This window comes from Micromonospora sp. NPDC085948, from assembly GCF_040686315.1.
Lineage (GTDB): Bacteria > Actinomycetota > Actinomycetes > Mycobacteriales > Micromonosporaceae > Micromonospora.
On record NZ_JBFBJW010000004.1, the window covers coordinates 506912 to 531511 of the forward strand.

The window sequence follows — 24600 nt, forward strand, 5'->3', positions numbered from 1 at the left end:
GCGGTCAGGCGTGGGAGAGAGCGAACGCGGTCAGGAAACCGGCGACCGTGATGAGACCGACAAGCAGGTGGGCGTTCTCGAACGCCTCCGGGACCATGGTGTCGGTGATCATGGCGAGGATCGCCCCGGCCGCCAGCGCCGTGATTCCGGCCAGCACCTCCGGCGGCGCACCGCCCAGCAACGTGTTGCCGAGCAGTGCGGCCACCCCGCTGATCAGGGCGATCCCGACCCAGAGCAGGAAGACGTACCGCCGGGACCGGCCGGCCTGGCGCATGCCGGCCGCGCTGGACAGCCCCTCCGGAACGTTGCTGAGGAAGACCGCCGCCACCGTGACCAGGCTGACCGTGCCACCGCCGAGCAGGCTCGCGCCGATCACCACGGATTCTGGTACGCCGTCCAGCAGCGCGCCCACCGCGATCGCCGACCCCGAGCCGGGCTGCTCGCCCTCGGAGGGCTGCTGGTCGCCGGAGCGCTTCCGGTGCCGCGCGCCGTGCCGGGCGAGGGCCAGGTTGGCCAGGGTGTAGACAAGCGCACCGCCGCCCGCGCCGAGCGCGGTGGGCAGCAGCCCGCCCTGCGCGTGTGCCTCGGCGATCAGCTCGAACGACACGGCGGAGAGCAGCACCCCCGCCCCGAACGCCATGATCGACGCGATGACGCGCTGCGGCACCCGGGCGAACCAACCGACCGCCGCCCCGACCAGCAGCGCCGATCCGGCCAGCAGCCCCCACCCACCCGCCTGTAACCACTCCGGCATTCGCGGGACGGTACCCACGCTCGCCGGGGCGACAAACCCGGTTGTGAGGAAGGCTCAGAAGTCGGCGAAGACGTACGGCACCCGGCGCGGGAAGATGCTGCGCAGCTCCGCGGCGGCGTCCACCGGCACCACACCCAGGTCCCGCAACGGCAGCTCGGCAGGATCCAGCACCCCGTACGCCAGGGCGGAGAGCCCGGCCGCCGTGAGGGTGGCGGACGGCGCGCGGCCGGCGGTGTCGGCGGTCAGCTCCAGGGCGCCGCTGGTGCCGTCCAGCAGATGGGTGCCGGCCAGCCAGCGGTCCCCGGTCAGCTCGACCCGCACCCGACCGGGGCCGGCCGGCAGCCCGCGCAACGCGTCAAGCGACAACAGCCGGGCCATCGGGGCGGACGAACCCGGCACGGCTGTCCGTGCCTCGACGTGCACGTCCAGGTCGGTCAACCACAGCTCGGGCAGCTCGTCCGGCGGAACCTGGACGGTGATCCGCTCGACCTGGTCGACGTGCCGGGCGAAGAACTGCAACAGCAACATGCGCGCGAGCGGATCGCTGACCAGCAGCTCGTTGCCGTGCAGTGTGCCGCCGTGCTCGTCGATCCGGTAGGTCACCGCGCCGGTGACCTCACCGTCGACGCGGGCGGTGAGCAGCCAGTACTCGTCCCGGTCGCGCATCCCGTCCGCCCGGTAGTCCGGGAAGAGCGCGAAACCGTGCCGCTCCCGCAGGCAGCGCTCGGTGAACGCGCGCCACGCCGGATAGCCGACGCCGATGCGTTCCCAACTCACCTCACCGGGCAGGTCCGCGCGCAGCAGCGAGCCCAGGTGGGCTGGGGCGAAGGTGGCCCTGCGCGCCTTGGGTAACCCGACGTAGCCGAACCGGGCGTAGAAGCTGGGCCGGAACGGGTAGAGCGCGCTGAGGGAGTGCCCCTCGTCGCGTACCTCGTCGAGGAGTTGGTGCAGCAGCGCCCGCACGTGCCCCTGCCGGCGGGCCAACGGGTGGGTGGCGACCCCGGCGACGCCCGCCATCGGCAACACCGCCCCGCGCAGGTTCTGTCGCATCGGGATGGACGAGGCGGCGGCCAGGGTGACGCCGTCCTCCTCGGTGATCAAAGTCCGGTTGCCCTGGTTGTAGGCCAGGTAGTCGCGGAACTCCTCGGTCCGGGCGGCACCAAGCGGCGACGACTCGAAGGCGTACGCGGCCAGCGGGAAGCTGGTGGTGAGACGCTCGTCGGCGGTCACTCGGCGGATGGTCATCCGCCCATCTCAACCTGCCGTGCTGGTCGGAGCAACCGGATTGGCGGTATCCACGCCGGTCATCCGACCGGGAGGTGCCGCAGGTGTCGGCGGCGACGCAGGCGGACGCTGACCACGGCGGCCACACCGACGACCAGCAGGGCGGTGACGACGAGCCCGTGCAGCACACCACGGGAGAGGTAACCCTGGTCGGTGTGGTCCACCGCCCAGGTGGCGATCTCCCGGGTCGACCAGAACGGCGTCAACTTCGCCCCGGAGCCGGCCGGGTCGATCAACATCTGCACCGTGACCACGGTGAGCAGCAGCAGCGTCCCCTCCATCTCGCGGGGCAGCAGCGCGCCGATCAGCATCCCGAACGGCGCCGCCACCGCGACGGAGCAGAGCAGCGCGGCGGCCAGGCCGCCGTACCGCAGGTCCGCGCCGTCGATCATGGGGAGCAGGAAGAACGGTACGGAGATGATCAGCCCCACCGTCCACAGGCCGAGCACCCGGCCGAGGTAGAGGTGGTGTGGACGGTAACCGGCCAGTCGCAGTCTCGGCTCCAGCTCCCGAGCCGCGGTGGTGGCGAACAGCGCGGCGGTGCTCACCGCCCAACCGACGCCGAGAAGCAGCGACCGGACCGACTGCCCGAGGTAGGCGTCCCGCCGGATCAGGTAGAAGGTCAACGGCATCAACAACAACAACAGGAGTACGCCCCGACGCCGCAGCAACTCCCGCAGGGTCATCTCGGCGACGACGACGAGCCGGTTCACCGGTGGCCTCCCTGGACAGTGGGCGCCTGCCACCCGGTCACCTGTGCCGGGGTCAGGTCGAGCACGATGTCCACCCGGTCGAGGTGGTTGAGCAGGTGGGTCACCACGACGATCGCCGCGCCGGCGTCGCGCAGTCGGCTGAGCTGGTCCCAGAAGTTGACGTAGGTGCCCTGGTCGAAGCCCTGGTACGGCTCGTCGAGCAGCAGCACGTCCGGGGCGCTGAGGGTGGACATGGTCAGGTTGAGCTTCTGCCGGGTGCCGCCGGACAGGTGGCGGGCCTGCACGTCCCCGCCCGCCTCCCAACCGAGCTGCCGAGCCGCCGCCCGACCGGCCCGGCGGGCCGGCCCTCGGGCCACGCCCTGACCTGCGCCGACCAGCACGAAGTGCTCGTCGGCGAGCAGAAAGTCGGCGGTGCCGCCGGACTGTGGGCAGTAGCCGAGCCGCCCGGAGACGGTCACCGCACCGGCGTCGGGTGACATCAGCCCGGCGCAGATCCGCAGGAAGGTGCTCTTGCCGCAGCCGTTCGCGCCGACGACGGCGGCGATCTGTCCGGCCCGGACGGTGAGTGTGGCGTCGCGCAGCACCGTTCGGCGCCCGTACCGCTTGGTGATGCCCTCCGCGTGCAGCCGGACCGGCCCGGGACGCGGTCCGGGCGCGGTGCCGATGCTCTCCACGACCGCGCCCGCGTACTGCTGGGGTGGACCGAAGACGACCCAGGGGTCGCCACCACCCTCGCGCAGGTGCGTGGCCGCCTCGGCGACCACGTGCCGGGCGGCGTCCGCCGCGACCCGGCGCTGGTGCAGCTCGGCGGTGAGCGTGCGCAGCCAATCGTCGGCGTTCACCGGGTGACCCCCTTCGTGACGATGTCGTTCACCGGCTGGACGAAGGTGAGCCAGGCGCTGCCGCCCGCGCGGAGTGCCGCGTACCCGTCGTCGGTGAGCCGGTAGTACTTACGGGCCGGCCCGGCGCTGCCCTCCCGCCACTGGGCGGTCACCAGGCCGGTCTTCTGTAGGCGCAGCAGCACGGGATAGAGCGTGCCGCCCTGGATGGGCCCGACGCCCGCGGCGTCGAGCGCCTGGGCGAGCTGGTAGCCGTAGGACTCGCGGTCGGACAGCAGGGCCAGCACGCAGATGTCGAGCACCCCCCGCAGCCACTGCCCGCGCCGGTCGGAATCCACGCGTCGGACAGTAGCGGCGCAACCTAGATGGCACAACCACCTACTGCGGCCGGCGGAACCCGAACCGGTTGGTTCGGGCGAGCCGCCGGGGGAGCCGTGCCGGTCAGCGGGCGACGACGTCGGAGACCACGACCGTCACGTTGTCCGGTGCGCCGGCGTGGTGGGCGAGCTTCACCAACTGCTCACCACACTGCTGGCGGTCCGCGTACATGCCCAGCGCCGCCGCGATGGCGTCGTCCTCGACGTAGTCGGAGAGCCCATCGCTGCACAGCAGCAGCCGGTCGCCGGGGGTCACGGTGAGCACCCCGATCGCGGGTGGGGTGTCGGCACCCTGCACGGCCCGGGTCACCAGGGACCGCTGTGGGTGGTGGCGGGCCTGCTCCGGGGCGAGGGTGCCCTGGTCGACCAGGGCCTGGACGAACGTGTCGTCCCGGGTGAGCTGGGTCAGTTCGCCGTCGCGCAAGAGGTAGCAGCGGGAGTCGCCGACCTGGGCCAGGACCAGCGTCTCGCCGGCCAGCAGCGCCGCGGTGAGCGTGGTGCCCATCCCGTCGCGGCTCGGGTCGACGGTGATGGCGGCGTGGATGCGCTGGTTGGCGGTGCTGACCACGGCACGCAGGGCGTCGGCGGCACCGTCGGGATCTGTGGGCGGGGCCAGCTCGTCCAGGATCCGGATCACGATCTCGCTCGCCACCTCGCCCGCGGGCAGCCCGCCCATGCCGTCGGCGACGGCGATCAGGCGGTCACCGGCGAGGGCGGAGTCCTCGTTGTTGGTGCGGACCAGGCCGATGTCGTTGAGGATGACCGAGCGGAGGATCAGCGTCATGGGTCAAGCTTGCCAAGAACACCCCGCCTTCGTCTCTACGGCTCCTGCGTGCGTCGAGAAATGATTGCGATTTTCGTCGACGGACCCGACGGAGCGTGACCGGTCGGCCGGGCCTCAGTGCCGCGGGTAGCGCAGCAGGAGGCTGGCGGCGACCTCCTCGTCACCCACCGCCGCGTAGCTGTGTGGCACGTCGGACACCCAGCGGAGGTGACCGCCGGCCGGCGCGGTCAGCGGCGCGTCGGCCGGGCCGGCGCGCAGCACCCCGGCGAAGACGGTGATGTGCTCGGTGACCCCCGGCTGGTGGGCGGGGGAGAGTTGCGCCGGGCCGGGCGCGACCCGCATCCGGTACAGCTCGTAGGTCGCGTCGGTGTCCGCGAACACCTCCAGCAGGGTGGCGGTGACCGCGGTGCCCTGCGCGGTGGGGCCGGCCCCGGCGGTCGGCTCGGCCAGCAGGGCGGTGAACGGTACGCCGAGTTGCGCGGTGACCGCCCAGAGCGTCTCCAGGGTCGGGTTGCGGGTGCCGCGCTCCAGGCCGGAGAGGGTGGCCTTTCCGACGCCGGCGAGCCGGGCCAGTGTGGACAGTGAGATTCCCCGCTCCTCGCGCAGGGCACGGACCCGGCGGCCGACGACGGCGGGATCCACGTCGAGGCCCGGACGGCGGGCTGGTGGTGGCTGCGGCACCCGGCTATCGTGCTACACACTGTCGTTCCGTAAACGGAACACCCCGGGAGGGTGGCATGGCCGGACGCGTCCAACCGGTGTTGGCCGGCGTGGTGACCGCCCTGGTCGGCTTCGCCAGCTCGTTCACCGTCGTGCTGGCCGGGCTCCGCGCGGCCGGCGCGTCGGACGCGCAGGCCGCCTCCGGCCTGCTCGCCCTCTGCGTGGCGTGCGGGCTCTCCGCCGCCTGGCTGGGCTGGCGGCACCGGATACCGATGAGCGTGGCCTGGTCCACACCGGGCGCGGCGCTGCTGGTGGCCACCGGAGCACCGCCGGGCGGTTGGCCGGTCGCGGTGGGCGCCTTCCTCGTCTCCGGTGTGCTGGTCGTGGCGGCCGGGCTGTTTCCGCCACTCGGCCGTGCGGTGGCCGCCATCCCCAAGCCGGTGGCCGGCGCGATGCTCGCCGGGGTGCTGCTCCCGTTGTGCACCGCCCCGGTCCGCGCACTCGTGGAACTGCCGGTGGTGGCGGGTCCGGTGGTGGTCGGCTGGCTGCTGCTGCACCGGTTCGCCCGCCGCTGGGCGGTGCCCGGCGCGTTGCTGGTGGCGGTGGTCGCGATCGCGCTCACCGCGCCGCCGACCGGCCTGACCGGTGCCTCGCTGGCCCCGTCGATCACCGTGACCGTGCCGGCCTGGGACGCGTCCGCGCTTGTCGGCCTCGCCCTACCGCTGTTCCTGGTCACCATGGCCGCGCAGAACGTGCCCGGCATGGCGGTGCTGGTCGGCTACGGCTACCGGCCGCCGTTCGGCGCCGCGCTGCGGGCCACCGGCCTGGCCAGCCTGCTCGCCGCACCGGCCGGCGGGCACGCGGTGAACCTCGCGGCGATCACCGCCGCGCTGGCCGCCGGCCCGGACGCCCATCCGGACCCGGAGCGACGATGGGTCGCCTCGGTCACCGCCGGTGCCGGCCTGGCCCTGCTCGGTCTGGGCGCTGGCGTGGCGACCGCGCTGGTCGCGGTCGCCCCGCCGATCCTCATCGAGGCGGTCGCCGGGCTGGCCCTACTGGGTGCCCTCGCCACCGCGCTCGCCGCGGCGGTGACCGACCCGGCGACCCGGGAGGCCGCCGTGGTCACCTTCGTGGTGACCGCCTCCGGGGTCACCCTGATCGGCGTGGGCGGGGCGTTCTGGGGTCTGATCGCGGGCTGCCTGATGCTGCTGCTCTTCCACCGCCGCCCACCCGCGCCGCCCGCGCCGGACCAGCCGGCCCCCGCCGCGCCGGACCAGCCGGCCCTCAGCGCGTCGGACCAGCCGGCCCCCGCCGTGCCGGGAAGATCCACTCGGGTGTCCTGAAGTCGGGCGGTCCGGAGGCTCCGGACGCACCGATTTCCGTGAACCCGAGTCGATCAGAGCGGTGGGGTCACTCCTCGGGCGGCAGGTCGGCCACGCCCACGGCGAGGAGGACCCGGCCGTCGGCCACCGACCCGATCCGGTCGGCCGGTACGTAGACCGCGCCCGTGCGGGTCAGCTCGGTCGAGACCTTCAGGTAACCGCTGTGCAGCAGCCGCGCCGCCAGATCGGCGGGAACATCCGGCTCCTCGACCGCGGTCGCCTCGATCAGCTCGTCCAGGCTGCTGCCCGGGTCGGCATTCGGTGTCTGGACGGTCACCGCGTTCGGGTCACCCCGCTGGACGAGGTCCACGGTCCCGACCTCGGTGCCGGCTGAGTCGATCACCGGCATCCCGGTGGTGATCCGCGCGATGGTCGCCTGCTGCTCGTCCTGCTGGTCCATCCCATTGCGGTTCCCGGGGCGGTACGCCGCTAAACGCCGTCACCCGCCCGCTGCCCGCCCCGCGCGCGCCGGTCGGCCCGCCCGCCGCCGACCCGACGCGCAGCCGCAACCTCGGCGTGGGCCGGCACCCTTGTCCCAGAGCAGCGGCTCGCAGACGACAGGTCCGGCGCCGATGGCGAGAGGCGACAGGTCGGAGGTGCTCAGCCGTTCGGGAGGGTCCAGCCGCCGGGCGGGCGGGGGGACAGCTCCCGCCAGGTGTCCGGACCGTCGAGAAGCGCCCGGACGGTGTCCTCTGCCTCGTCCGCACTGCCGTACTCGTAGAACCGGGAGATGCCCTCGGCCCCGCCGGCCCGCTGCTCGACGTGCCACCGGTCGGCGTCCACCCGGAGGAAGACGTCCCGTCGGGCCAGCCGCCCCCATTTCCCGTTCCACCAGTGCTTACGCTGCTCCATGGCGGGACTCTATCGAACACACGTACGAGAAGGTGCGGCCCCTGCGGGAATCCCGCAGGGGCCGATGTGCATCCGTTCGGTGTCAGCGCTGCGTCGGCGGCTCCGGGCGGCGGCCCAGCACGTCGTCCAGCGCCCCGCGCTGCTGACCGGGGGTGGTGTGGCCGGCGGAGACCAGCGCGTCCCGGATCTCGGTGAGCAGCTTGACCTCCTCGCTCGGTGCCGCCGGCGGCGGCTCCTCGCCCCGCTGCCGACGCTCGGCCAGCTTGTTCATGGGGAACACCACGAAGAAGTAGAGCACCGCAGCCGTCAGCACGAACGTGATCAGGGCGTTGATGAAGGCCGCCCAGTCGAAGACCTGTCCGTTGAGCGTCCACTTGCCGGCGGTGAGGCCGCTGCCCCCACCGATTGCCTTGATCAGTGGTTCGAGGAACGACTTGGTGAGTTGGGTGACGACGCCGGTGAACGCGGCGCCGATGACGATGCCGACCGCCAGGTCGACGACGTTGCCGCGCATGATGAAGTCTTTGAAGCCCTTGAGCATTCGTACTCCCGAGGTGTCCGCTTTTCTGTCGGGCACAACCTATGCCCGTTCGGCGGGTTCCAGAAAAGCGCCGGCTTCGATCGCCGCCCGGCCCGGATCGCCGGCCCGGATCGCCTCGACCAACCGGGTGTGGTCGACGTAGCGCTCGGACGTGAGCGCGCCCCCCATCGCCTGGGCGACCGTGCTGCGCAGGGCGGTGCCGACCGAGGCGTACAGCTCGGCGAGCATGGCGTTGTGCGCGGCGGCGACCACCGCGACGTGCAGGGCCGCGTCGGCCTCGACGAACGCGTCGACCCGGCCGCCGCGCCAGGCGGCCTCGCGTTCGGCGAGCACGCCGTCGAGCGCCGCCAGGTCCTCCGGGGTACGTCGCAGCGCGGCGAGCCGGGCGGCCTCCACCTCGAAGGCGCGCCGCACCTCGATGACCTCGGTCATCCGGTCGTCACTGAGGTGGCGGGCGACCACCGGCGCCAGCTCGTCGGTGGACACCACGTAGGTGCCGGAGCCCTGCCGGCACTCCAGCACCCCGGCGTGCACCAGGGCTCGGACGGCCTCCCGAACGGTGTTGCGCCCCACGCCCAGCGCGGCGACGAGCTGCGGCTCGGTGGGGATGCGCCCGCCGACGGGCCACTCGCCGCCGAGGATCCGGGCGCGGAGCTGCTCGATGGTCTGCCGGACCCGGTGGCCGCGAGGCGGCACGGCGGGCTGGTCGCGGGGCGGCACCTGCGGTGCGGAGGGGGAATCGCCAGACGGTGGCACTGGTTACAGCACCGGCCCATAATTCATCCCATGATTGTAGGTTAGCGGTCATGACCCCGCCACCCACCGCAGCTCCGGCGCCTCCCGCTCCCGTCCTCGTCGACCCACCCTCGACGGGTGACCCCGGCGCGGGCCGACGGACGCACCCGGCGACCGGTGGCGCGCTCGTACTGGTCGGGATGCTGCTGGTCGCGCTCAACCTGCGCGCCGTGGTGACCAGCCTCGGCGCCCTGCTCGACGAGGTCCGCGACGGGCTGGGGCTCTCCGGCACCATGGCTGGTCTGGTCACCACCCTGCCGACCATCGCGTTCGCCGGGCTCGGCGCGCTCACCCCGTGGCTGGTCCGCCGGGTGGCACCGGCCCGGGTGCTGGTGGTCGCCATGTTCGCCCTCGCCGCCGGTCAGGTGCTCCGGGCCACCACCGACTCGGCCTGGATCTTCGTGCTCACCAGCGCTCTGGCGCTGGCCGGCATCGCGGTCGCCAACATCCTGCTGCCGATGCTGGTCAAGCAACACTTCCCGCACCGGACCGGGCTGGTCACCGGGGCGTACACGATGGCGTTGACCCTCGGCACGACGGTGGCCGCGGCCTCCGCGGTGCCGATCGCGCACGCCTTCGGCTCGTGGCGCGCGGGGCTGGGCGTCTGGGCCGCGATGGCCGCGGTGGCCGTACTTCCGTGGGTGCCACTGGCGCTGCGGACCCGGGCGGGCGCGCGGCGCTCGACCCCGACGGCGGCCGTCGCCGCGCCGGTGCGGGTCCGGCCGGCCCGGACCCGGCTCGGCTGGGCGATGGCCGTCTACTTCGGGGCACAGTCGCTCAGCGGGTACGCGATCATGGGCTGGCTGGCCCAGTTGTTCCGCGACGCCGGCTACCAGCCGGAGTCGGCCGGACTGCTGCTCGCCGGGGTGACCGCGCTCGGTGTGCCGATCGCGCTGCTGATGCCCACCCTGGCCGGTCGACTCGGCAGCCTGCGTCCGTTGGTGCTCGGGCTGACCACCGCGTCGGCGCTCGCCTACCTGGGGTTGGCGTTCGCCCCGCGCGGTGCCGCGCTGCTCTGGGTCGCCCTCCTGGCGATCGGCCAGGGCGCGTTCCCGATGATCCTGACCGCCATCGGTCTACGCGCCCGCACCGCCGAGGGGACGGTCGCGCTCTCCGCGTTCGCGCAGAGCACCGGGTACGTGATCGCGGCCCTCGGCCCGCTGATGGTCGGCATCCTCTACGAGGTCACCGGCGGCTGGACCGCGCCGCTCGGGTTCCTGCTGGGCGCGCTCGCCGTGCAGACGGCGGCGGGTATGGCGATCGCTCGTCCCCGCTACGTCGAGGACGAGTGACGAACGGCAGAGCTCAGGAGGAGGCCGGCGTCGGTTCGCCGGCGACTGCCTCGTCCACCGTCGGGTAGGTGTGCAGCACCTCGACCAGCCCGCTCACCTCGAGGATGCGCAGCACACCCCGCTGCGGGGCGGCCAGACGCACCACGCCGCCGGCCTCGTCGCAGCTGTTCTTGGCGCGGACGAAGACCGACAGACCCGTCGAGTCGCAGAACGAGACGTCCGCCAGGTCGAACACCAGCCGGTTGCGACCCTTGTCGAGCAGGTCGGTGATCTGGTCCTGCAACTGCGGTGCGGTGGCCATGTCCAGCTCGCCCGCGACCGACACGACGACCACGTCGCCGCGCTGTTCCGTGTGCACCGTCAAGGACATTTGCCAGACCTCCTGTTATCGGGGGAACGGTATCCCACGACCGGGGTCGTACGCAGAACGGGAGCCGGGACCCGATGGCCGTCGTCATTCCGTTGCTGAGGGGCAAGTAGTTGATCAGGCCCCGGTGATAGAGTCCGCCCGGTCCAGGTCAAGGGGGTTCCAAATGGCGTTGAGCACCGAAGAAAGTGGTCGGCTCGCCGCGCTGCTCAGCGGGCAGGCCGAACGGGTCACGTCTCGGTGGACCGAGATCGTCACCAGTTCGTTGCGGGGACGGCTGAGCCAGGCCGAGTTGCGTCGGCAGGTCCAGGACCTGCATCGCGTCCTCGTCGCCGCCGGCGAGCAGGGCGACCTCGACCTGTCCGCCGACAGTGCCGCCGAGTTGCGCGCCGCGCTCTCCGAGTTGTCCCGTGGCCGGGCCCGGCAGGGCTTCTCCGCCACCGAGACCACGGTCAGCATCTTCGCGCTCAAGGACGTGCTGGCCGAGCTGGTGCAGGAGGCCGGCGGCGCCAACGCGCTGCACGACTACGTCGCCTTCTCGAGGCTTGTCGACGAGATGGGCCTGTTCACCTTCGAGAGCTTCGTCCGCACCCGGGAGAGCCTGATCGCCGATCAGGCCGAGCAACTGCTCGAACTCTCCACGCCGGTGGTCAAGCTGTGGGAGGGCGTGGTGGCCGTCCCGCTGGTCGGCACCCTCGACTCGGCCCGGGCCCAGGTCGTGATGGAGCGGCTGTTGCAGACGCTCGTCGACACCGGCTCCCCGTACGCGATCATCGACATCACCGGCGTCCCGGCGGTGGACACCCAGGTCGCCCAGCACATCCTGAAGACCGTGGTGGCCGCCCGGCTGATGGGCGCCGACTGCATCATCTCCGGCATCCGTCCGCAGATCGCGCAGACCATCGTGGCGCTCGGCATCGAGTTCGGCGACATCGCCACCAAGGCGAGCCTCGCCGACGCGCTGCGTCACGTGCTGCGCCTCAACGGGGTGGAGACCGCCCGCCGTCAGCAGCCACGCCGGGGCGTCTGATGGAGCGGGTGCCGATTCTCAAGATCGGCGACATCCTGCTCGTCTCCATCCAGCTGGACATGTCGGACCAGACGGCGGTCCAGCTTCAGGAGGATCTCGCCGAGCGGATCGTCGACACCGGCTGCCACGGCGTCATCATCGACATCACCGCGCTGGACATCGTCGACTCCTTCGTCGGGCGGATGCTCTCCACCATCGCGTCGATCTCCAAGGTGCTCGACGCGGAAACGGTGGTGGTCGGGATGCGTCCCGCCGTCGCCATCACCCTTGTCGAACTGGGGCTGTCGCTGAACGGCATCCGTACCGCGCTGAACGTCGAGCGCGGCATGGAGTTGATCGCGGCGGCTCACGCCGACGAGCTCGACCACCAGCTCGACGACGATTCGGACGCCGAGACGGCCACGACGTGACCGCGGGCATCGACCTGGGCCAGCCGCAGGCACAGGCGGTCCGCAGCGACGAGGACGTGGTGCGCGTCCGGCAGTTGGTCCGCGCCGTGGCGGTGGCCGTCAAGCTGTCCCTGGTCGACCAGACCAAGGTGGTCACCGCGGCGAGCGAGCTGGCCCGCAACACCCTGGTGTACGGCGGCGGCGGCTCGGTCGAGGTGACAACCGTGGAGAACGGCCGGCGCAGGGGCGTGCGGATCGTCTTCGCCGATTCCGGGCCGGGTATCCCGGACCTGGACATGGCCCTCACCGACGGCTACACCACCGGCGGCGGCATGGGCCTCGGGCTCAGCGGGTCCCGCCGACTCGTCGACGAATTCGAGATCGAGACGTCCCCGGAGACTGGCACGCGGATCACGGTCACCAAGTGGTCCCGGTGAACGCCGATCTGGTCACCGACAGCGGCATCTGGTTCCGGGTGGAGGCCAGCAGCGCGGCGAGCGCCGTGCGGCGCGCCGCCGAACGCCTCGGCGCGCAGGTGGAGATGAGTGCGGTACGCATCGCCGACCTGGCCATCGTCGCCGCCGAGCTGACCAGCAACCTGGTCAAACACGCCGACGACGGCGTCCTGCTGCTCCGACCGGTACGCGGGGCCGGAGAGGCCGGCGTGGAGTTGATCGCCATCGACTCCGGCCCCGGCATGGCCGACCTGACCGTCTCCTCGCAGGACGGACACTCCACCACCGGCACGCTCGGCATCGGTCTGGGCGCCATCGTCCGGCAGGCCAGCTGGTTCGACGGATACTCGTTGCCGGGCCGGGGCACCGTCCTCGCCGTGCAGGTCTGGCCGGCGGAGCCGGCGCTGCCGTCCTGGACCGGCGCCCTCACCCGACCGCTGACCGGCGAGACGGTCAGCGGCGACGGATACGCCGTCCGGATCGTTGACGGACGGCATCAGGTGCTGGTCAGCGACGGCCTGGGGCACGGCCCGCTGGCCGCCGCCGCCACCGAAGCGGCGCTCGCCGCGTTCCGGAACGCCCCGGCCGGGCCACCGGCGGCGGTGGTGGGTCACCTGCACCGCAGCATGTCGCACACCCGGGGCGCCGCGCTCGCGGTCGCCGAGCTGGAGCCGGCGGCCGGCATGCTGCGCTACGCGGGGCTGGGTAACATCGCCGGCGTGGTCGTCGAGGGTGACGGTCAGCGCCGCGGGCTGGTGTCACTGCCCGGCATCGCCGGCCACCAGCGGCCGACAATCCGGGAGTACGACTACCCGTTCGCTCCGGGCGCCCGACTGGTGATGCACAGCGACGGAGTGGTCGACCGCTGGCGGTTGGCCGACTACCCAGGTCTGGCGGAGCGGTCCCCGCTGGTTATGGCCGCGACCCTCCTGCGCGACGCTGGTGTACGACGTGATGACGCCTGCGTACTGGTCGCGAGGTCCTGGGCATGACCGGCGAGCCGGCGCTGCCCTTGCTGCAGATGGCGCTGCGGGTCGAGCAGGACATCTTCGTGATCCGTCAGCGGGGCCGTGAGGTGGCCGCGGTGGTCGGCCTCGAACGTCAGGACCAGGTGCGGATCGCCACCGCGCTCAGCGAGGTGGCCCGGGATCTGCTGCGCACGACCGGCGGTGCGGACGTCGCCTTCCACGTCGACGAGGGCGCGGACGGCCGGTTCCACCTGCGCGCCGACCTGGCCCCGGTGACCGCGCTCCCGAACGGTGACTACCAGCCCCAGTCCGGCGCGGTGTCCCGCCTGGTCGACACACTGAGCGTGTCGACAGTCGAGGGGGTTACGGTCGTACGGATGTCCCGACGAGTTCCGGCCAACGCGCCGACGCCCACACCGGAGCGGCTCGCCGAGTTCCGCACGGAGCTCGGCCGTACCGCGCCGGCCAGCGCGCTGGACGAGTTGACCGTGCAGAACGGGCAGCTCATCGCCGCGCTCGACGAGGTGCGCAGTCAGCGCGACGAGTTGGCCGTGCTGAACGAGGAGCTGGCCGAGACCAACCGGGGTGTGCTGGCGCTCTACAACCAGCTCACCGAGGAGTTGGAGGAGACCAACCGGGGCGTCGTCGCCCTCTACGCCGAGCTGGACGAGAAGTCGGCGCAACTGCGCGCGGCGAGCGAGTCGAAGAGCCGGTTCCTGGCGAACGTCAGCCACGAGCTGCGCGCCCCGGTCACCGCGATCATCGGGTTGGGGCGGCTGCTCACCGACTCCGCCTCCGACCCGCTCACCGACGAGCAGGGCCGCCAGGTCGACCTGATCCGCTCGTCGGCGGCGGACCTGCTCAACCTGGTCAACGAGTTGTTGGACCTCGCCAAGGCGGAGTCCGGCCGGATCGAACCGGACTGGGCGGACGTCGACCTGCGTCCGGTCTTCGGTCAACTGCGCGGCACACTGCGCGCCCTGGCCACCCGCCCGGGGGTGGAGTTGGTGGTGGAGGAGCCGGCCGCGCCGGCCATGCTGCGCACCGACGAGGTGCTGCTCGGCCAGGTGCTGCGCAACCTGCTGCACAACGGGTTGAAGTTCACCGAGCGCGGCGAGGTGCGACTGCGGGCCCGCCAGCACGGCGACCGGTGGAACTTCGAGGTCAGCGACACCGGCCCCGGCATCGCCGCCGAGCTGCACGACCGGATCTTCGAGGAGTTCTACCAGGTGCCGGGCGCCACCCGGGTCGGCGGCACCGGCCTCGGCCTGCCGTACGCCCGGCGGTTGGTGACACTGCTCGGCGGGACGCTGGAGCTGGCCAGCGTGCCGGGCCGGGGCAGCACATTCACCGTCTCCCTGCCCATCGGCGGGGAGTGAGAGCATGGACGGCATGCCGGCAACCATCCTGGTCGTCGACGACAGTCGTACCAAGCGTTACCTGCTGGTCAGCTGGCTGACGCGGGCCGGTTTCACCGTGCTCGAAGCCGAGAACGGCGCCGAGGCGTTGGCGCGGGTCGAGGTGGACCGGATCGACCTGGTCGTCCTCGACGTCCGGCTGCCCGACCTGAGCGGCTACGAGGTCTGCGAACAGATCAAGGCGCGGCACCCGGCGATGCCGGTCATCCACGTGTCGGCGCACGCCGTCGACGTGGCCGACCGAGCGCAGGGGCTGACCCGGGGCGCGGACGCGTACCTGACCGAGCCGATCGAGCCGGAAGAGCTGATCGCCACCACACGGGCGGTGCTGCGCTACTACCAGGCCCGGCAGCGCGCCGAACTGCTCGCCGAGCGCCTGCTCGGGCTGGCCGACACGACAGTTGCGGTGCACGCCGCGCCGACCTTCGCACGCCTGCTGGAGGCCGCCGCGGAGGGAGCCGCCCAGATCTTCAAGAGCCCGGCGGCGGTGATCGCCGAGACGTTCGACGGGGACTGCCTCGCGGGGATCTGCGCCGGTCCCGACGCCTCAGCCGAGGTGGTGCCGTGGGTCGTCGACGACACCGGAGTGCCGACCGGTGCCACCGTTCGGGTGGAACCCCCGGCGAACTGGGCGCTTGTCGACTGGCCGGCGGACGACACGGTGACGATCGCCGCCGCCCGACTGCGCGAGGACCGCGCCCCGCTGTACGTGGTGGTCCCGACCGCCACCCAGACCGCTCGGACGCCGGTGCTCAAGCAGTTGGCCCAGGCGGTGGCGGCGGCCGTGGAGGGGCAGCGCTCCTTCGACGAGGAGCACCGGATCGCGGTCACCCTCCAACGCAGCCTGCTCCCGCGCGGGCTGCCCACGGTCGCCGGCCTGGACCTCGCCGTGCGCTACGAGCCGGCCAGCGCGCAGACCGAGGTGGGCGGCGACTTCTACGAACTGGTGATGCTCGACGGGCACCTGCTGCTGGCGATCGGCGACGTGGCCGGCCACTCGCTGCACGCGGCGACCGTCATGGCCGAGCTGCGACACGCGGTGCGGGCGTACGCCGTGGAGGGGCACCAGCCCGGCGAGATCCTGCACCGGGTCAACGAGCTGATGCGGACACTGCTGCCCAACGAGATCGCCACGCTCTGCGTACTGCTGCTGCACCCGCCGACCGGGCGGGTCCGGCTGGCCAGCGCCGGGCATCTTCCGCCGGTGCTCAACATGGGGGGCAAGGTCGAGTTCGTGCAGCACTCCGCGCCGCTGCTCGGCGTCCGCGCGCCTCGCCCGGCCGACCTGGAATTCGTGCTGCCGGCCGGTGCCACGCTGGTGTTCTACACCGACGGGCTGATCGAGCGGCGGGACGCCACGATCGACGAGGGGATGGCCGCGCTGGCCGCGGTCGCCGCCACCGTCGACGACGACCTGGACCGGTTCTGCGCCCGGCTGCTTGTCGAGTTGGCCCCACCGGAGATCCAGGACGACGTCGCCGTGGTCGTCCTGCGCCGCCGCTGAGCCTGCGCGGGCTGGCTGTCCTGCGCGCGGGCCGGCTTCCCGGCGGTGCCGGCTGCCCGGCGGTGCCGGCTTCAGTGCACCGAGCGGGCGTACGCGGCGGGGGACACCCCGGCCACGGCGGTGAAGTCCCGGACCAGGTGAGCCTGATCGCTGTAGCCGAGGTCGGCGGCGAGATCCGCCCAGCTCAGCGGACCGCCGACGGCCTGTTCGACGGCCTCCTGGAGTCGGTAGCGGCGGATCACCCACTTCGGCCCGACCCCTACGTGCTCCATGAAGAGTCGCTGCAACCGGCGAACCGGAAGGTCGTGCCGCGCGGCGAAGTCGCCGACCCGCAGCACGGTCCGGTCGGCGCGGATCGCCTCGGCCAGCCGGACGGCCTCCTCGGCCATCGGGTCCGGCTCCGGGTCCCAGGCGGTGAGCAGGGCGTCCAACGCGCGGCAGCGCTCGTCGTCGGTGGCGGCGCACACCCCGTCGTGGGGTACCGCCAGCCGGCCAGCGGGCAGCGGCACCCGGCGGCCGGTCAGTTCGCTGACCGGCCGACGCCAGAACGGGTGGAACCCACCCGGGCGGAACTGCACCCCGCACACCCGGCCGGTGCCGGTGAGCGTGATCCGGAACAGGTCGCGGCCCACCCCGGCCACCTCGCCGCACTCGGGTGTTTCATCGTCCCGCCGGAACACCACGTTCACCGCCGGATGTGGCACGACACGCTGCTCGAACGGTGCGCTCAACGCCCAGTCGATCAGCCAGTAGTGCTCCACCCAGGGGCGGAGCGACTCTACCGGCAGGCGTCGACGGAACCGCACCTCGCGCAGCATGCGCCCGGGGTCGAGGATCCCCCGGCTGTCGCCACGCGGTCGGTGTCGCATTTATTCAAGACCACCCTCATACGCTGGCCCTATGACCACTCAGACTAGCGACCTGCTGGCGGCTGCCGCGCCGCGAACCGTCGCGGTGGTGCGCGGCATCGCCGACGACCAGTTCGATCTGCCCACCCCGTGCCGCGACTACCTGGTCCGCGATCTCCTCAACCACCTGTTCGAGGTGGTGGTCAACTTTCAGGACCTGGCCACCAAGCGGCAGGTGGAATGGGCCGACAAGCCCGACCACCTGACCGACGGCTGGCGGGACCGGTTCAAGACGGAGACCGACAAGTTGATCGGAGCCTGGTCGGACCCGTCGACCCTGGAGGGTGTGTCGCCGGGCATGGGCCTGCCGCAGACCGTCATCGGCGGTATGGCTCTGCTGGACCTGACCGTGCACGGTTGGGACCTCGCCGTCGCCACCGGTCAGCCGTACCAGCCGGCCCCGGAGGCGGTGGCCGAGCTGCACGGACTGGTCGAGCAGTTGGGCCCGACGGCCCGCAAGATGGGCGTCTTCGCCGACCCACCGCCCACCCCGGTCGCGACCCCAGCCACCGCCCAGGCCCCGCCCCCCGACCTGGCCCGCCTCCTGACCCAAACCGGCCGCACCCCCACCTGGCCCCCCACCCCGTAACCCCACCCCCCGCCGGCCCCATCCACCCCGGTCGATCATGAGGTTATTGCGCGTCCGCGCGGCGTGTCGTGGCGATAACTCCATGATCAACGGGCGGAAGGCGGAAGGGGCCTGAGTTGCCGCGCGGTTGGCGCGGTCAGGCGGTGAGTAGTCCAGAGGAGAGTGCGATCAGCGTGCCGACCACAGCCGAGCAGCAGCAGACCAGGAGGCCGGCGACCACCGCGAGGATCAACCAGACCCGGCGGTCCCGCGCCATCGCGGCGAAGCTCGGCCGGCGGACGTCCTCGGCAGGGCCGCCGTCACCATCCGTGGTCCCGGTCACCCCGGAAGTCTAGGCCGCGACATCCGCCCCGAGCGGAAAGGCCAGGTCGCGCGGCGTTCACAGACACGTGATCCATTCCTGATCGCGCTCGATCGCGGAAGTAGTGGTCTCCCCGAGCCGCCGAGGGGACTACTTCCACGATCGAGCGCTTATCGTGCGTACCGGGCCGCACCGGTGTGATCGGCGGGTCAGGCGCGACCGATGCGGTCCAGGATCCAGGCGTTGATGAACGCCTCCTCGCGCCAGGAGTCGTAGCGGCCGCTCGGACCGCCGTGCCCGGCACCCATCTCGGTCTTGAGGAGGTAGTCGCCGTCCGGGGCGACCGCCCGCAGCCGGGCGATCCACTTCGCCGGCTCCGAGTAGAGCACCCGGGTGTCGTTGAGGCTGGTCACCGCGAGGATCGCCGGGTAGTCCACCGCGGTGACGTTCTCGTACGGCGTGTAGGACTTCATGTACGCGTACACCTCGGGGTCCTCAAGCGGGTTGCCCCACTCCTCCCATTCGGTGACGGTCAACGGCAGCGACGGGTCGAGGATCGACGTGAGCGCGTCCACGAACGGCACCTGCGCGACGATGCCGGTGAACGCGTCAGGTGCCAGGTTGGCCACCGCGCCCATCAACAGGCCGCCGGCCGAGGCTCCGCGGGCGACCAGCCGGTCGCTGGCCGTCCAGCCGGACTTGACCAGGTGCCGGGCGCAGGCGACGAAGTCGGTGAAGGTGTTCTTCTTGGCCAGCAGCTTGCCCTGGTCGTACCAGCGTCGGCCCATCTCGCCGCCGCCCCGGGTGTGCGCCACCGCGAAGACCACGCCCCGGTCCAAGAGCGACAGCCGGGCCACCGAGAACCACGGGTCCATGCTGGCCTCGTACGAGCCGTAGCCGTACAGCTCACAGGGTGCCGAGCCGTCCCGGGGGGTGCCGACCCGGCAGACCAGCGAGATCGGCACTCGGGTGCCGTCGTCGGCGAGTGCCCAGTCCCGGTGCTGCTCGTACTCGGCCGGGTCGTACGGCCGTCCGTCCGGGCCGGGCAGCACCGGCTTCTGCTTGCGCAGCACCATCTGCCTGGTGACCAGGTCGTAGTCGTACACGGAGTCGGGCGTGACAAGCGAGGAGTAGCGCAGGCGGACCTGTCCGGTGCGGTACTCCGGGTTGGCGTCGAGACCGACGCTGTACAGCGGCTCGGGGAAGTCGATGTCGTACGAGTCGTCGCTGCCCACCGGCAGCACCCGCAGGCCGGTGAGCCCGTCGGTGCGCAGTGACACGACCAGGTGGTTGGCGAAGGCGTCCACGGCCTCCAGCCGGGTGCCGGGGGTGTGTTCGATCACCGGCACCCAGTCGCCCGGCGCGTCCGCCGAGGTGAACGCCAGCGCGAAGTCCTCCGCGCCGTCGTTGTGCAGGATCAGGAAACGGTGGCCGTGGTGCTCCACCGCGTACTCGACGCCCTGCCGGCGGGGAGCGATGACGGCCGGCGCGCCGGTCGGGTTGCCGGCGGGGATCACCAGGACTTCGCTCGTCACCTTGCTGTGGATGTCGATCAGGATGAACTTCTCCGACCGGGTCAGCTCCACACCCACCCAGAACCGCTCGTCGTCCTCCTGGTGGACCACCACGTCGTCCCCGGCTGCGGATCCGACGGTGTGCCGCCAGACCCGGTTGGGCCGCCAGGCGTCGTCCACCGTCACGTAGAACAGCACCGACGCGTCGGCCGACCAGGCGGTGCCGTAGAACGTGTCCGGTACCTCGTCGGGCAGCACCTCGCCGCTGGACAGGTCCTTCACGCGCAGGGTGAACCGCTCGTCGCCGGAGAAGTCGGTGGAGTAGGCCAACCAGCGACCGTCCGGGCTGACGTCGAACGCGCCCAGCGAGAAGAAGTCGTGCCCCTCGGCGAGCAGGTTGCCGTCGAGCAGCACCTCCTCGCCGTCGAGCGGGGCACCGTCGGTGCTGACCGGAGGCTCGATCTCGCCGTCGCGGACCGCGCGCCGGCACTGCACCCCGTACTGCTGTCCCTCGACGGTCCGGGTGTAGTACCAGTGCCCGCCCTTGCGGGTCGGCACGGACAGGTCGGTTTCCCTGGTGCGTCGGCGGGTCTCCTCGAACAGTGCCTCGCGGAGCGCGGCCAGGTGCGCCGTGCGCGCGTCGGTGTACTCGTTCTCGGCGGTCAGGTAGGCGATCGTCTCCGGGTCGTCCTTGGCGGCGAGCCAGGCGTACTCGTCGACGACGGTGTCGCCGTGGTGCCTGCGCTCGCTGGGCACCCGCTTCGCCGCGGGCGGGGCAGTCTCGGTGGTCACGGCGGCCACGTTACCGGTCGGCGCCCGCGGTGAGCCGAACCAGCGGCATCCCGATCGGCATCACTCCGGCTTTCGAACACATGTACGATAGCCGGCATGGCGGCAGCAGCGAGTTCCCTCGGCCGGTCCGGCGCTCTCGAGATCACCCGACGACTGGCGGCGATCTGCGGTCCGCCGTTCTCCCGGCTCGGGGGTGCGGCCGACGAGGTGGCGGGGCGGCGGGCGCGCTGGGTGGCGGTGCCGGGCGGCCCGCACGCCGCCGCCGAGGTGCTGCGGTTGGCTGCCGCGCACGACCTGGCGGTGGTGCCCCGGGGAGCCGGCACGAAGATCGACTGGGGTGCCACGCCCGTGCAGGTCGACATCATGCTCGACACCGGCCGGCTGGCCGGCATCGGTCACGAGCCGGTTGGCGCGCCGGTGGCCGAGGTGGGTGCCGGCACCCCGCTGCGGGCGGTGCAGTCCACGCTGGAGCGCACCGGGCAGCGGCTGGCGATGGACGCCCCGTCACCGGGCGCGACCCTCGGCGGGGTGCTCGCCGCCGGTGAGGCCGGTCCGCTGCGCCACCGCCACGGCAGCCCCTGCGACCAACTGCTCGGTCTCCGTTACCTCTCCGCCGACGGCGAGTTGGTCAGCGCCGGTGGCGGCGAGCCGGGCCTCGACCTGGCCCGGCTGCTCTGCGGCTCGCAGGGCGCGCTCGGTGTGCTGGTCTCGGCGAGTCTGCGGGTGCAGCCGATGCCGGCGAGCCGGCTCTGGGTGTCGCGGCCGGTGTGGACGCCGCTGGAGGTGCACGAGCTGATCCGGACGATCCTCGCCGCCCGACTGGAGCCGGCGGCCGTCGAGCTGGACCTGCCGGGAGCCACCCCCCGACCACGTACGCCGTACCCGCCCGGCCACCCGTCCGCGGCGGCTCGGGAGCGCCATCCGTCGATGTCCGGGCGGTCCGATGTCCCGTCCCGGGCGGGCAGCCTGGTGGTGCTGCTGGAGGGCGGGCCGGCCGACGTCACCGAGCGCGCCGAGCGGCTGGTCAGCCTGCTGCACGGGGAGGCGACGATCGCCCACTCCGCGCCGACGTGGTGGCGTCGCTACCCGTTCGCGCCCGGCGACACGGCGCTGCGCCTGGAGGTGCCGATCGGCGACCTGCACGCCGCCGTCTACGCGCTCCGCGACGCGGCCGGCGCGCCGGTGCCGGTGCGCGGGTCCGCCGGGCTGGGCGTGGTGCACGCGGCACTGCCCGGAGCGTTGGCCCCCGACCGGGTGGCGTCCATCCTGGCCGCCGTCCGGGGGGTGCTGCTGGCCCGGCAGGGCCGCTGTGTGGTGGTCTCCGCTCCGGCGGCGGTCCGCCAGGCCGTCGACCTCTGGGGCGAGTTGGCCGGTCTGGCCCAACTGCGCGCCGCCAAGGAGCACCTCGATCCGGACCACCGGCTCGCCCCTGGGCGCCTCCCCGGCGGTCTGTGAGACCCGCCCGGGCCGGTCAGTCCATCCACCAGCTGTGCATGTCCAGCAGCGGCGGGGTAAGCCGGACCACCAGCACCAGCAGGGTGCCCGCCGCGCCGGCCAGCAGCAGCGTTCGGGTTACCCGGGGGAGACTCTCCCGCTCTCGGACTGCCCTGATCACCGCGACGATCGCCAGCGGCGGCCCGACCACCGCTCCCACCAGGTAGAGCATCGCCAGCACGCCGTGGACCCAGTAGGACAGCATGTCCTTCGGGTCGTACGCGCCGCTCAGCATCTCGGCCGGGCCGACGCCGGAGGCTGCCATCCGACCCAGGTAGAGCAGCAGCACGGCGAGGAACGCGCCGATGGCCACCAGTTGCGCGCCGATCAGGGCGCGGACCGTTGGCCGGGAGTACGACATGTCCTGCGCGACACTCGACATGGCCGTCAATCTACCGAGCGTGCCCCGGAATCGTGGGCCGCACGTGCCGGTCAGGTCGCGTCGTTGCGGAGCACCAGGATGGCGATGTCGTCCCGGGGCGGCTCCACCGAGAAGTTGATCGCGGCGGAGCGCAGCCGGGCGGCCACCACGTCCGCCGAGTATCCGGCCAGGGGCGCAGCCGCGTCCCGCAGTCGGTCGGTGCCGAACAGTTCCCGGCCGCGCCGTCGTTCGGTGACGCCATCGGTGTAGAAGATCAGTGAGTCACCCGGCGCGAGCGTGATCTTCGCCGTCGGCGAGGTGATCGTGTCGAGCAGGCCGAGCGCGGTCCCGCTGGTGCCGACGAACCCCGCGCCACCCGTGGCGGCCAGCAGCACCGGCTGGTCGTGCCCGGCCAGATGCAGCGACACGTCCAACTGGCCGCCCTGGCCCGGCCCCACGGCCGCCAGCGCCAACGTGCAGTATCGTCCGCCACCCCGCTCGACGAGCGTCTCGTTGAGCCGCGCCAACGCCTCCGGTAACGGCTTGCCGTCGCCCACCAGCACCCGGATCACGTCCCGGACCAGCCCGGTCACCGCGGCGGCTTGGACGCCCTTGCCCGAGACGTCACCGATCACCACCAGCCACCGTCCGTCGGGCAGCGGTACCACGTCGTAGAAGTCGCCTCCCACCTCGGCGTCGTCGCCGGTGGGCACGTACTCGGCGGCGAAGCCGATCCCGTCCACGAGCGGCAGCACCGGCGGCAGCAGCGACTGCTGGAGCGTCTGCGCCACCCGGCGACGTTCGGCGTGGATCCGGGCGTTCTCGATGGCCAGCGCGGCCCGCCGGGCCACGTCCTCCAACACGGCCACCTCGTCCGGATCGTGCCGGTGCCGCTGGTGCCGGCCCACCGCCAGGGTCCCGAGCCGCTGCCCCCGCGCGATCAGCGGGACCGCGAAACCCTCCATCGGCCCGCCGAGGGGAATCTGCGCCGCGCTGCGGGACGCCTCACGCAGGCGGGCCTGGATGGAATCCGGCCCGGTCTCGGCCAGCACCTTGTGCAGTTGCGGCAGCATCGACTCGTCGGCGTGGCTGGCCGCCGCGAGCCGGAGCCGGCCCCACTCGTCGGCGGTGTGCACCGCGCACCACTGGCCGAGCCGGGGAACCACCAGCTGCGGAACCAGGGCCATGGTCAGGTCCACGTCCAACGACTGGGCGAGCAGCTCACTCGCCTCGGCCAGGAACGTCAACCACACCTGCCGTCGAACGTCGGCCCGGCGCAGCCGGTCGTTCTCCAGGTGCAGCGACAGCCGCTCGGCGGTGAGCACCGCCAACGGCCGGGCGTACGCCGACGGCGCGGCGTCCAACTCCAGCTCCCCGGCGTACGGGCGGTGCACCGTCAGCGGCACCCGGAGCAGTTCGCTGCCGGGGCGGGGTGGCCGACCGAAGCGGGCCAACACCTGGCGCCCCTGCCCGTCGCCCCGGTCCAGGCGGATCGTGCCGCCGGCCGCTCCCACCATCTCGGCGACCCGGCTGAGCAGGCTGGTGGCGAAGTCGGGCAGCGGATCGTCCGCGTACAGGTCGGGGGCGGTTTGCATGAGTTCGCTCATCGCGCTGGCGCTCGGCGCGGATTTGTCGGTGCTCACCCAGGGGTCGCCACCGGTGGTGCCCTCGGTCTGCGGGTCGGCGCCGGGGCGGTCCAGCCGGAACCAGACACCCTTGCCGGTGGGCAGGTACGTGGTGCCCCAGCGGCTGGCGAAGTGGTCGACCAGGAGCAGACCTCGGCCCCGTTCGGAGACCTCGTCGATCTCCGTGAAGTCGTTGCGGGCGCCGACGGTCAGCTCGTCGCCGGAGCCGGGGGCGAAGTCGGAGACGGTGACGGTCAGCCCGACCTGGTCGGCGACGACCTCGATGTCCAACTCGGTGCGGGCGTGCTCGACGGCGTTCGTGGTCAGCTCGGTGGTGAGCAGCAGGGCCTCGTTGACCAGTTCGTCCAGGTGTGACTCGGTCAACACGGAGCGGACCACGGCGCGGGCGGCGGCCGGCGTACGGCGGTCGGCGGGCAGGCGCACGCGCCGGGTCGCCCCGCCCCGGGCCCCGGCCGTCGCGGGCCCCGCCTCGGCTGACACCCTCGTATCCTCCACCGTTCCCCCGTCGGGTGCCAAGCCGATCTTCAGTCGCGCGTCGCCCGTCCCCCCATCGGAGGGGAGAGCTGATTGCCCATGCCGCGCCCCGGTGCG

The 24600-nt window shown here is 72.6% G+C and carries 27 protein-coding genes; 10 read left to right on the forward strand and 17 right to left on the reverse strand.

What is annotated here, in order from left to right:
- Nucleotides 1-4 precede the first annotated feature (4 nt).
- The 7 genes from AB0O48_RS14850 to AB0O48_RS14880 all read right to left on the reverse strand — a co-directional run bounded on the left by AB0O48_RS14850 (nt 5) and on the right by AB0O48_RS14880 (nt 5432).
- On the reverse strand, nt 5-754 hold the full coding sequence (locus AB0O48_RS14850) for a ZIP family zinc transporter (protein WP_357571711.1): 750 nt from the start codon (nt 752-754) through the stop codon (nt 5-7).
- A gap of 54 nt (nt 755-808) precedes the next feature.
- Nucleotides 809-1999: a GNAT family N-acetyltransferase gene (locus AB0O48_RS14855; RefSeq protein WP_365065793.1), complete on the reverse strand. Its 1191-nt coding sequence runs from the start codon at nt 1997-1999 to the stop codon at nt 809-811.
- 59 nt (nt 2000-2058) lie between these two features.
- On the reverse strand, nt 2059-2751 hold the full coding sequence (locus AB0O48_RS14860; RefSeq protein ID WP_357243864.1) for a hypothetical protein: 693 nt from the start codon (nt 2749-2751) through the stop codon (nt 2059-2061).
- A complete protein-coding gene (locus AB0O48_RS14865; protein WP_357243867.1) occupies nt 2748-3593 on the reverse strand; it encodes an ATP-binding cassette domain-containing protein in 846 nt (281 codons plus the stop codon). The genes AB0O48_RS14860 and AB0O48_RS14865 overlap by 4 nt, the downstream gene beginning before the upstream one ends.
- Nucleotides 3590-3928 carry a PadR family transcriptional regulator gene (locus AB0O48_RS14870; protein WP_179781709.1) on the reverse strand — a complete coding sequence of 113 codons (339 nt, stop codon included), beginning with the start codon at nt 3926-3928 and terminating at the stop codon, nt 3590-3592. Before AB0O48_RS14870 ends, AB0O48_RS14865 begins: the two co-directional genes overlap by 4 nt.
- Nucleotides 3929-4031: 103 nt before the next feature.
- Nucleotides 4032-4751 (reverse strand): protein phosphatase 2C domain-containing protein, encoded by a 720-nt coding sequence (locus AB0O48_RS14875; protein WP_357243871.1) that lies wholly within the window; start codon nt 4749-4751, stop codon nt 4032-4034.
- 114 nt (nt 4752-4865) lie between these two features.
- Nucleotides 4866-5432 carry an XRE family transcriptional regulator gene (locus AB0O48_RS14880; protein WP_357243874.1) on the reverse strand — a complete coding sequence of 189 codons (567 nt, stop codon included), beginning with the start codon at nt 5430-5432 and terminating at the stop codon, nt 4866-4868.
- Nucleotides 5433-5488: 56 nt separating this feature from the next.
- Here AB0O48_RS14880 and AB0O48_RS14885 point away from each other — a divergent pair, with 56 nt between their 5' ends.
- Nucleotides 5489-6754, forward strand: a complete 1266-nt coding sequence (locus AB0O48_RS14885; protein WP_357243877.1) for a benzoate/H(+) symporter BenE family transporter — start codon at nt 5489-5491, stop codon at nt 6752-6754.
- 67 nt (nt 6755-6821) lie between these two features.
- On the opposite strand, the gene AB0O48_RS14890 is transcribed toward AB0O48_RS14885, so the two are convergent.
- The 4 genes from AB0O48_RS14890 to AB0O48_RS14905 form a co-directional block, all read right to left on the reverse strand.
- Nucleotides 6822-7193, reverse strand: coding sequence for a hypothetical protein (locus AB0O48_RS14890; protein ID WP_357243880.1), 372 nt, complete (start codon nt 7191-7193; stop codon nt 6822-6824).
- A gap of 200 nt (nt 7194-7393) precedes the next feature.
- Nucleotides 7394-7645, reverse strand: coding sequence for a hypothetical protein (locus AB0O48_RS14895; RefSeq protein WP_238678688.1), 252 nt, complete (start codon nt 7643-7645; stop codon nt 7394-7396).
- An 82-nt stretch (nt 7646-7727) separates the two neighbouring features.
- Nucleotides 7728-8186: a large conductance mechanosensitive channel protein MscL gene (gene mscL, locus AB0O48_RS14900; RefSeq protein WP_357243883.1), complete on the reverse strand. Its 459-nt coding sequence runs from the start codon at nt 8184-8186 to the stop codon at nt 7728-7730.
- A gap of 39 nt (nt 8187-8225) precedes the next feature.
- A complete protein-coding gene (locus AB0O48_RS14905) occupies nt 8226-8906 on the reverse strand; it encodes an FCD domain-containing protein (protein ID WP_357244111.1) in 681 nt (226 codons plus the stop codon).
- Nucleotides 8907-8992: 86 nt separating this feature from the next.
- Between AB0O48_RS14905 and AB0O48_RS14910 the strand changes: the two genes are divergently transcribed.
- Nucleotides 8993-10273, forward strand: a complete 1281-nt coding sequence (locus tag AB0O48_RS14910) for an MFS transporter (protein ID WP_365065803.1) — start codon at nt 8993-8995, stop codon at nt 10271-10273.
- A 13-nt stretch (nt 10274-10286) separates the two neighbouring features.
- On the opposite strand, the gene AB0O48_RS14915 is transcribed toward AB0O48_RS14910, so the two are convergent.
- Nucleotides 10287-10643, reverse strand: a complete 357-nt coding sequence (locus AB0O48_RS14915; protein ID WP_007454464.1) for an STAS domain-containing protein — start codon at nt 10641-10643, stop codon at nt 10287-10289.
- 163 nt (nt 10644-10806) lie between these two features.
- On the opposite strand from AB0O48_RS14915, the gene AB0O48_RS14920 reads away from it, so the two are divergent.
- The 6 genes from AB0O48_RS14920 to AB0O48_RS14945 are packed head-to-tail and all read left to right on the forward strand — an operon-like array spanning nt 10807 to nt 16404.
- Entirely contained in the window at nt 10807-11670 is an 864-nt protein-coding gene (locus AB0O48_RS14920) for an STAS domain-containing protein (protein WP_357571715.1), read from the forward strand.
- Nucleotides 11670-12080 carry an STAS domain-containing protein gene (locus tag AB0O48_RS14925; protein WP_357243892.1) on the forward strand — a complete coding sequence of 137 codons (411 nt, stop codon included), beginning with the start codon at nt 11670-11672 and terminating at the stop codon, nt 12078-12080. The genes AB0O48_RS14920 and AB0O48_RS14925 overlap by 1 nt, the downstream gene beginning before the upstream one ends.
- Nucleotides 12077-12496 (forward strand): ATP-binding protein, encoded by a 420-nt coding sequence (locus AB0O48_RS14930; RefSeq protein WP_357243895.1) that lies wholly within the window; start codon nt 12077-12079, stop codon nt 12494-12496. The genes AB0O48_RS14925 and AB0O48_RS14930 overlap by 4 nt, the downstream gene beginning before the upstream one ends.
- Nucleotides 12493-13506 carry a SpoIIE family protein phosphatase gene (locus AB0O48_RS14935; protein WP_357243898.1) on the forward strand — a complete coding sequence of 338 codons (1014 nt, stop codon included), beginning with the start codon at nt 12493-12495 and terminating at the stop codon, nt 13504-13506. The genes AB0O48_RS14930 and AB0O48_RS14935 overlap by 4 nt, the downstream gene beginning before the upstream one ends.
- Complete coding sequence (locus tag AB0O48_RS14940; protein ID WP_357243901.1) at nt 13503-14861, forward strand: sensor histidine kinase; 1359 nt, start codon at nt 13503-13505, stop codon at nt 14859-14861. The genes AB0O48_RS14935 and AB0O48_RS14940 overlap by 4 nt, the downstream gene beginning before the upstream one ends.
- Nucleotides 14862-14865: 4 nt before the next feature.
- Complete coding sequence (locus AB0O48_RS14945; protein ID WP_357243904.1) at nt 14866-16404, forward strand: SpoIIE family protein phosphatase; 1539 nt, start codon at nt 14866-14868, stop codon at nt 16402-16404.
- Nucleotides 16405-16475: 71 nt separating this feature from the next.
- Here the strand turns inward: AB0O48_RS14945 and AB0O48_RS14950 are convergent, their stop codons facing one another.
- A complete protein-coding gene (locus AB0O48_RS14950; protein WP_357571717.1) occupies nt 16476-17273 on the reverse strand; it encodes an AraC family transcriptional regulator in 798 nt (265 codons plus the stop codon).
- A gap of 31 nt (nt 17274-17304) precedes the next feature.
- On the opposite strand from AB0O48_RS14950, the gene AB0O48_RS14955 reads away from it, so the two are divergent.
- On the forward strand, nt 17305-17901 hold the full coding sequence (locus tag AB0O48_RS14955) for a TIGR03086 family metal-binding protein (protein ID WP_357243910.1): 597 nt from the start codon (nt 17305-17307) through the stop codon (nt 17899-17901).
- 136 nt (nt 17902-18037) lie between these two features.
- Here the strand turns inward: AB0O48_RS14955 and AB0O48_RS14960 are convergent, their stop codons facing one another.
- Nucleotides 18038-18223, reverse strand: a complete 186-nt coding sequence (locus tag AB0O48_RS14960; protein ID WP_357243913.1) for a hypothetical protein — start codon at nt 18221-18223, stop codon at nt 18038-18040.
- A 188-nt stretch (nt 18224-18411) separates the two neighbouring features.
- Nucleotides 18412-20508, reverse strand: coding sequence for a S9 family peptidase (locus tag AB0O48_RS14965; RefSeq protein ID WP_357243916.1), 2097 nt, complete (start codon nt 20506-20508; stop codon nt 18412-18414).
- Between the two features lie 96 nt (nt 20509-20604).
- Here AB0O48_RS14965 and AB0O48_RS14970 point away from each other — a divergent pair, with 96 nt between their 5' ends.
- The gene (locus tag AB0O48_RS14970) at nt 20605-21963 is read left to right on the forward strand and encodes an FAD-binding oxidoreductase (RefSeq protein WP_357571718.1); all 1359 of its coding nucleotides are present in this window, start codon (nt 20605-20607) and stop codon (nt 21961-21963) included.
- Between the two features lie 16 nt (nt 21964-21979).
- On the opposite strand, the gene AB0O48_RS14975 is transcribed toward AB0O48_RS14970, so the two are convergent.
- Both AB0O48_RS14975 and AB0O48_RS14980 read right to left on the reverse strand, forming a co-directional pair.
- Nucleotides 21980-22384, reverse strand: coding sequence for a hypothetical protein (locus AB0O48_RS14975; protein WP_357243922.1), 405 nt, complete (start codon nt 22382-22384; stop codon nt 21980-21982).
- Between the two features lie 50 nt (nt 22385-22434).
- Complete coding sequence (locus AB0O48_RS14980) at nt 22435-24489, reverse strand: SpoIIE family protein phosphatase (RefSeq protein ID WP_357243925.1); 2055 nt, start codon at nt 24487-24489, stop codon at nt 22435-22437.
- Nucleotides 24490-24600: the final 111 nt, after the last annotated feature.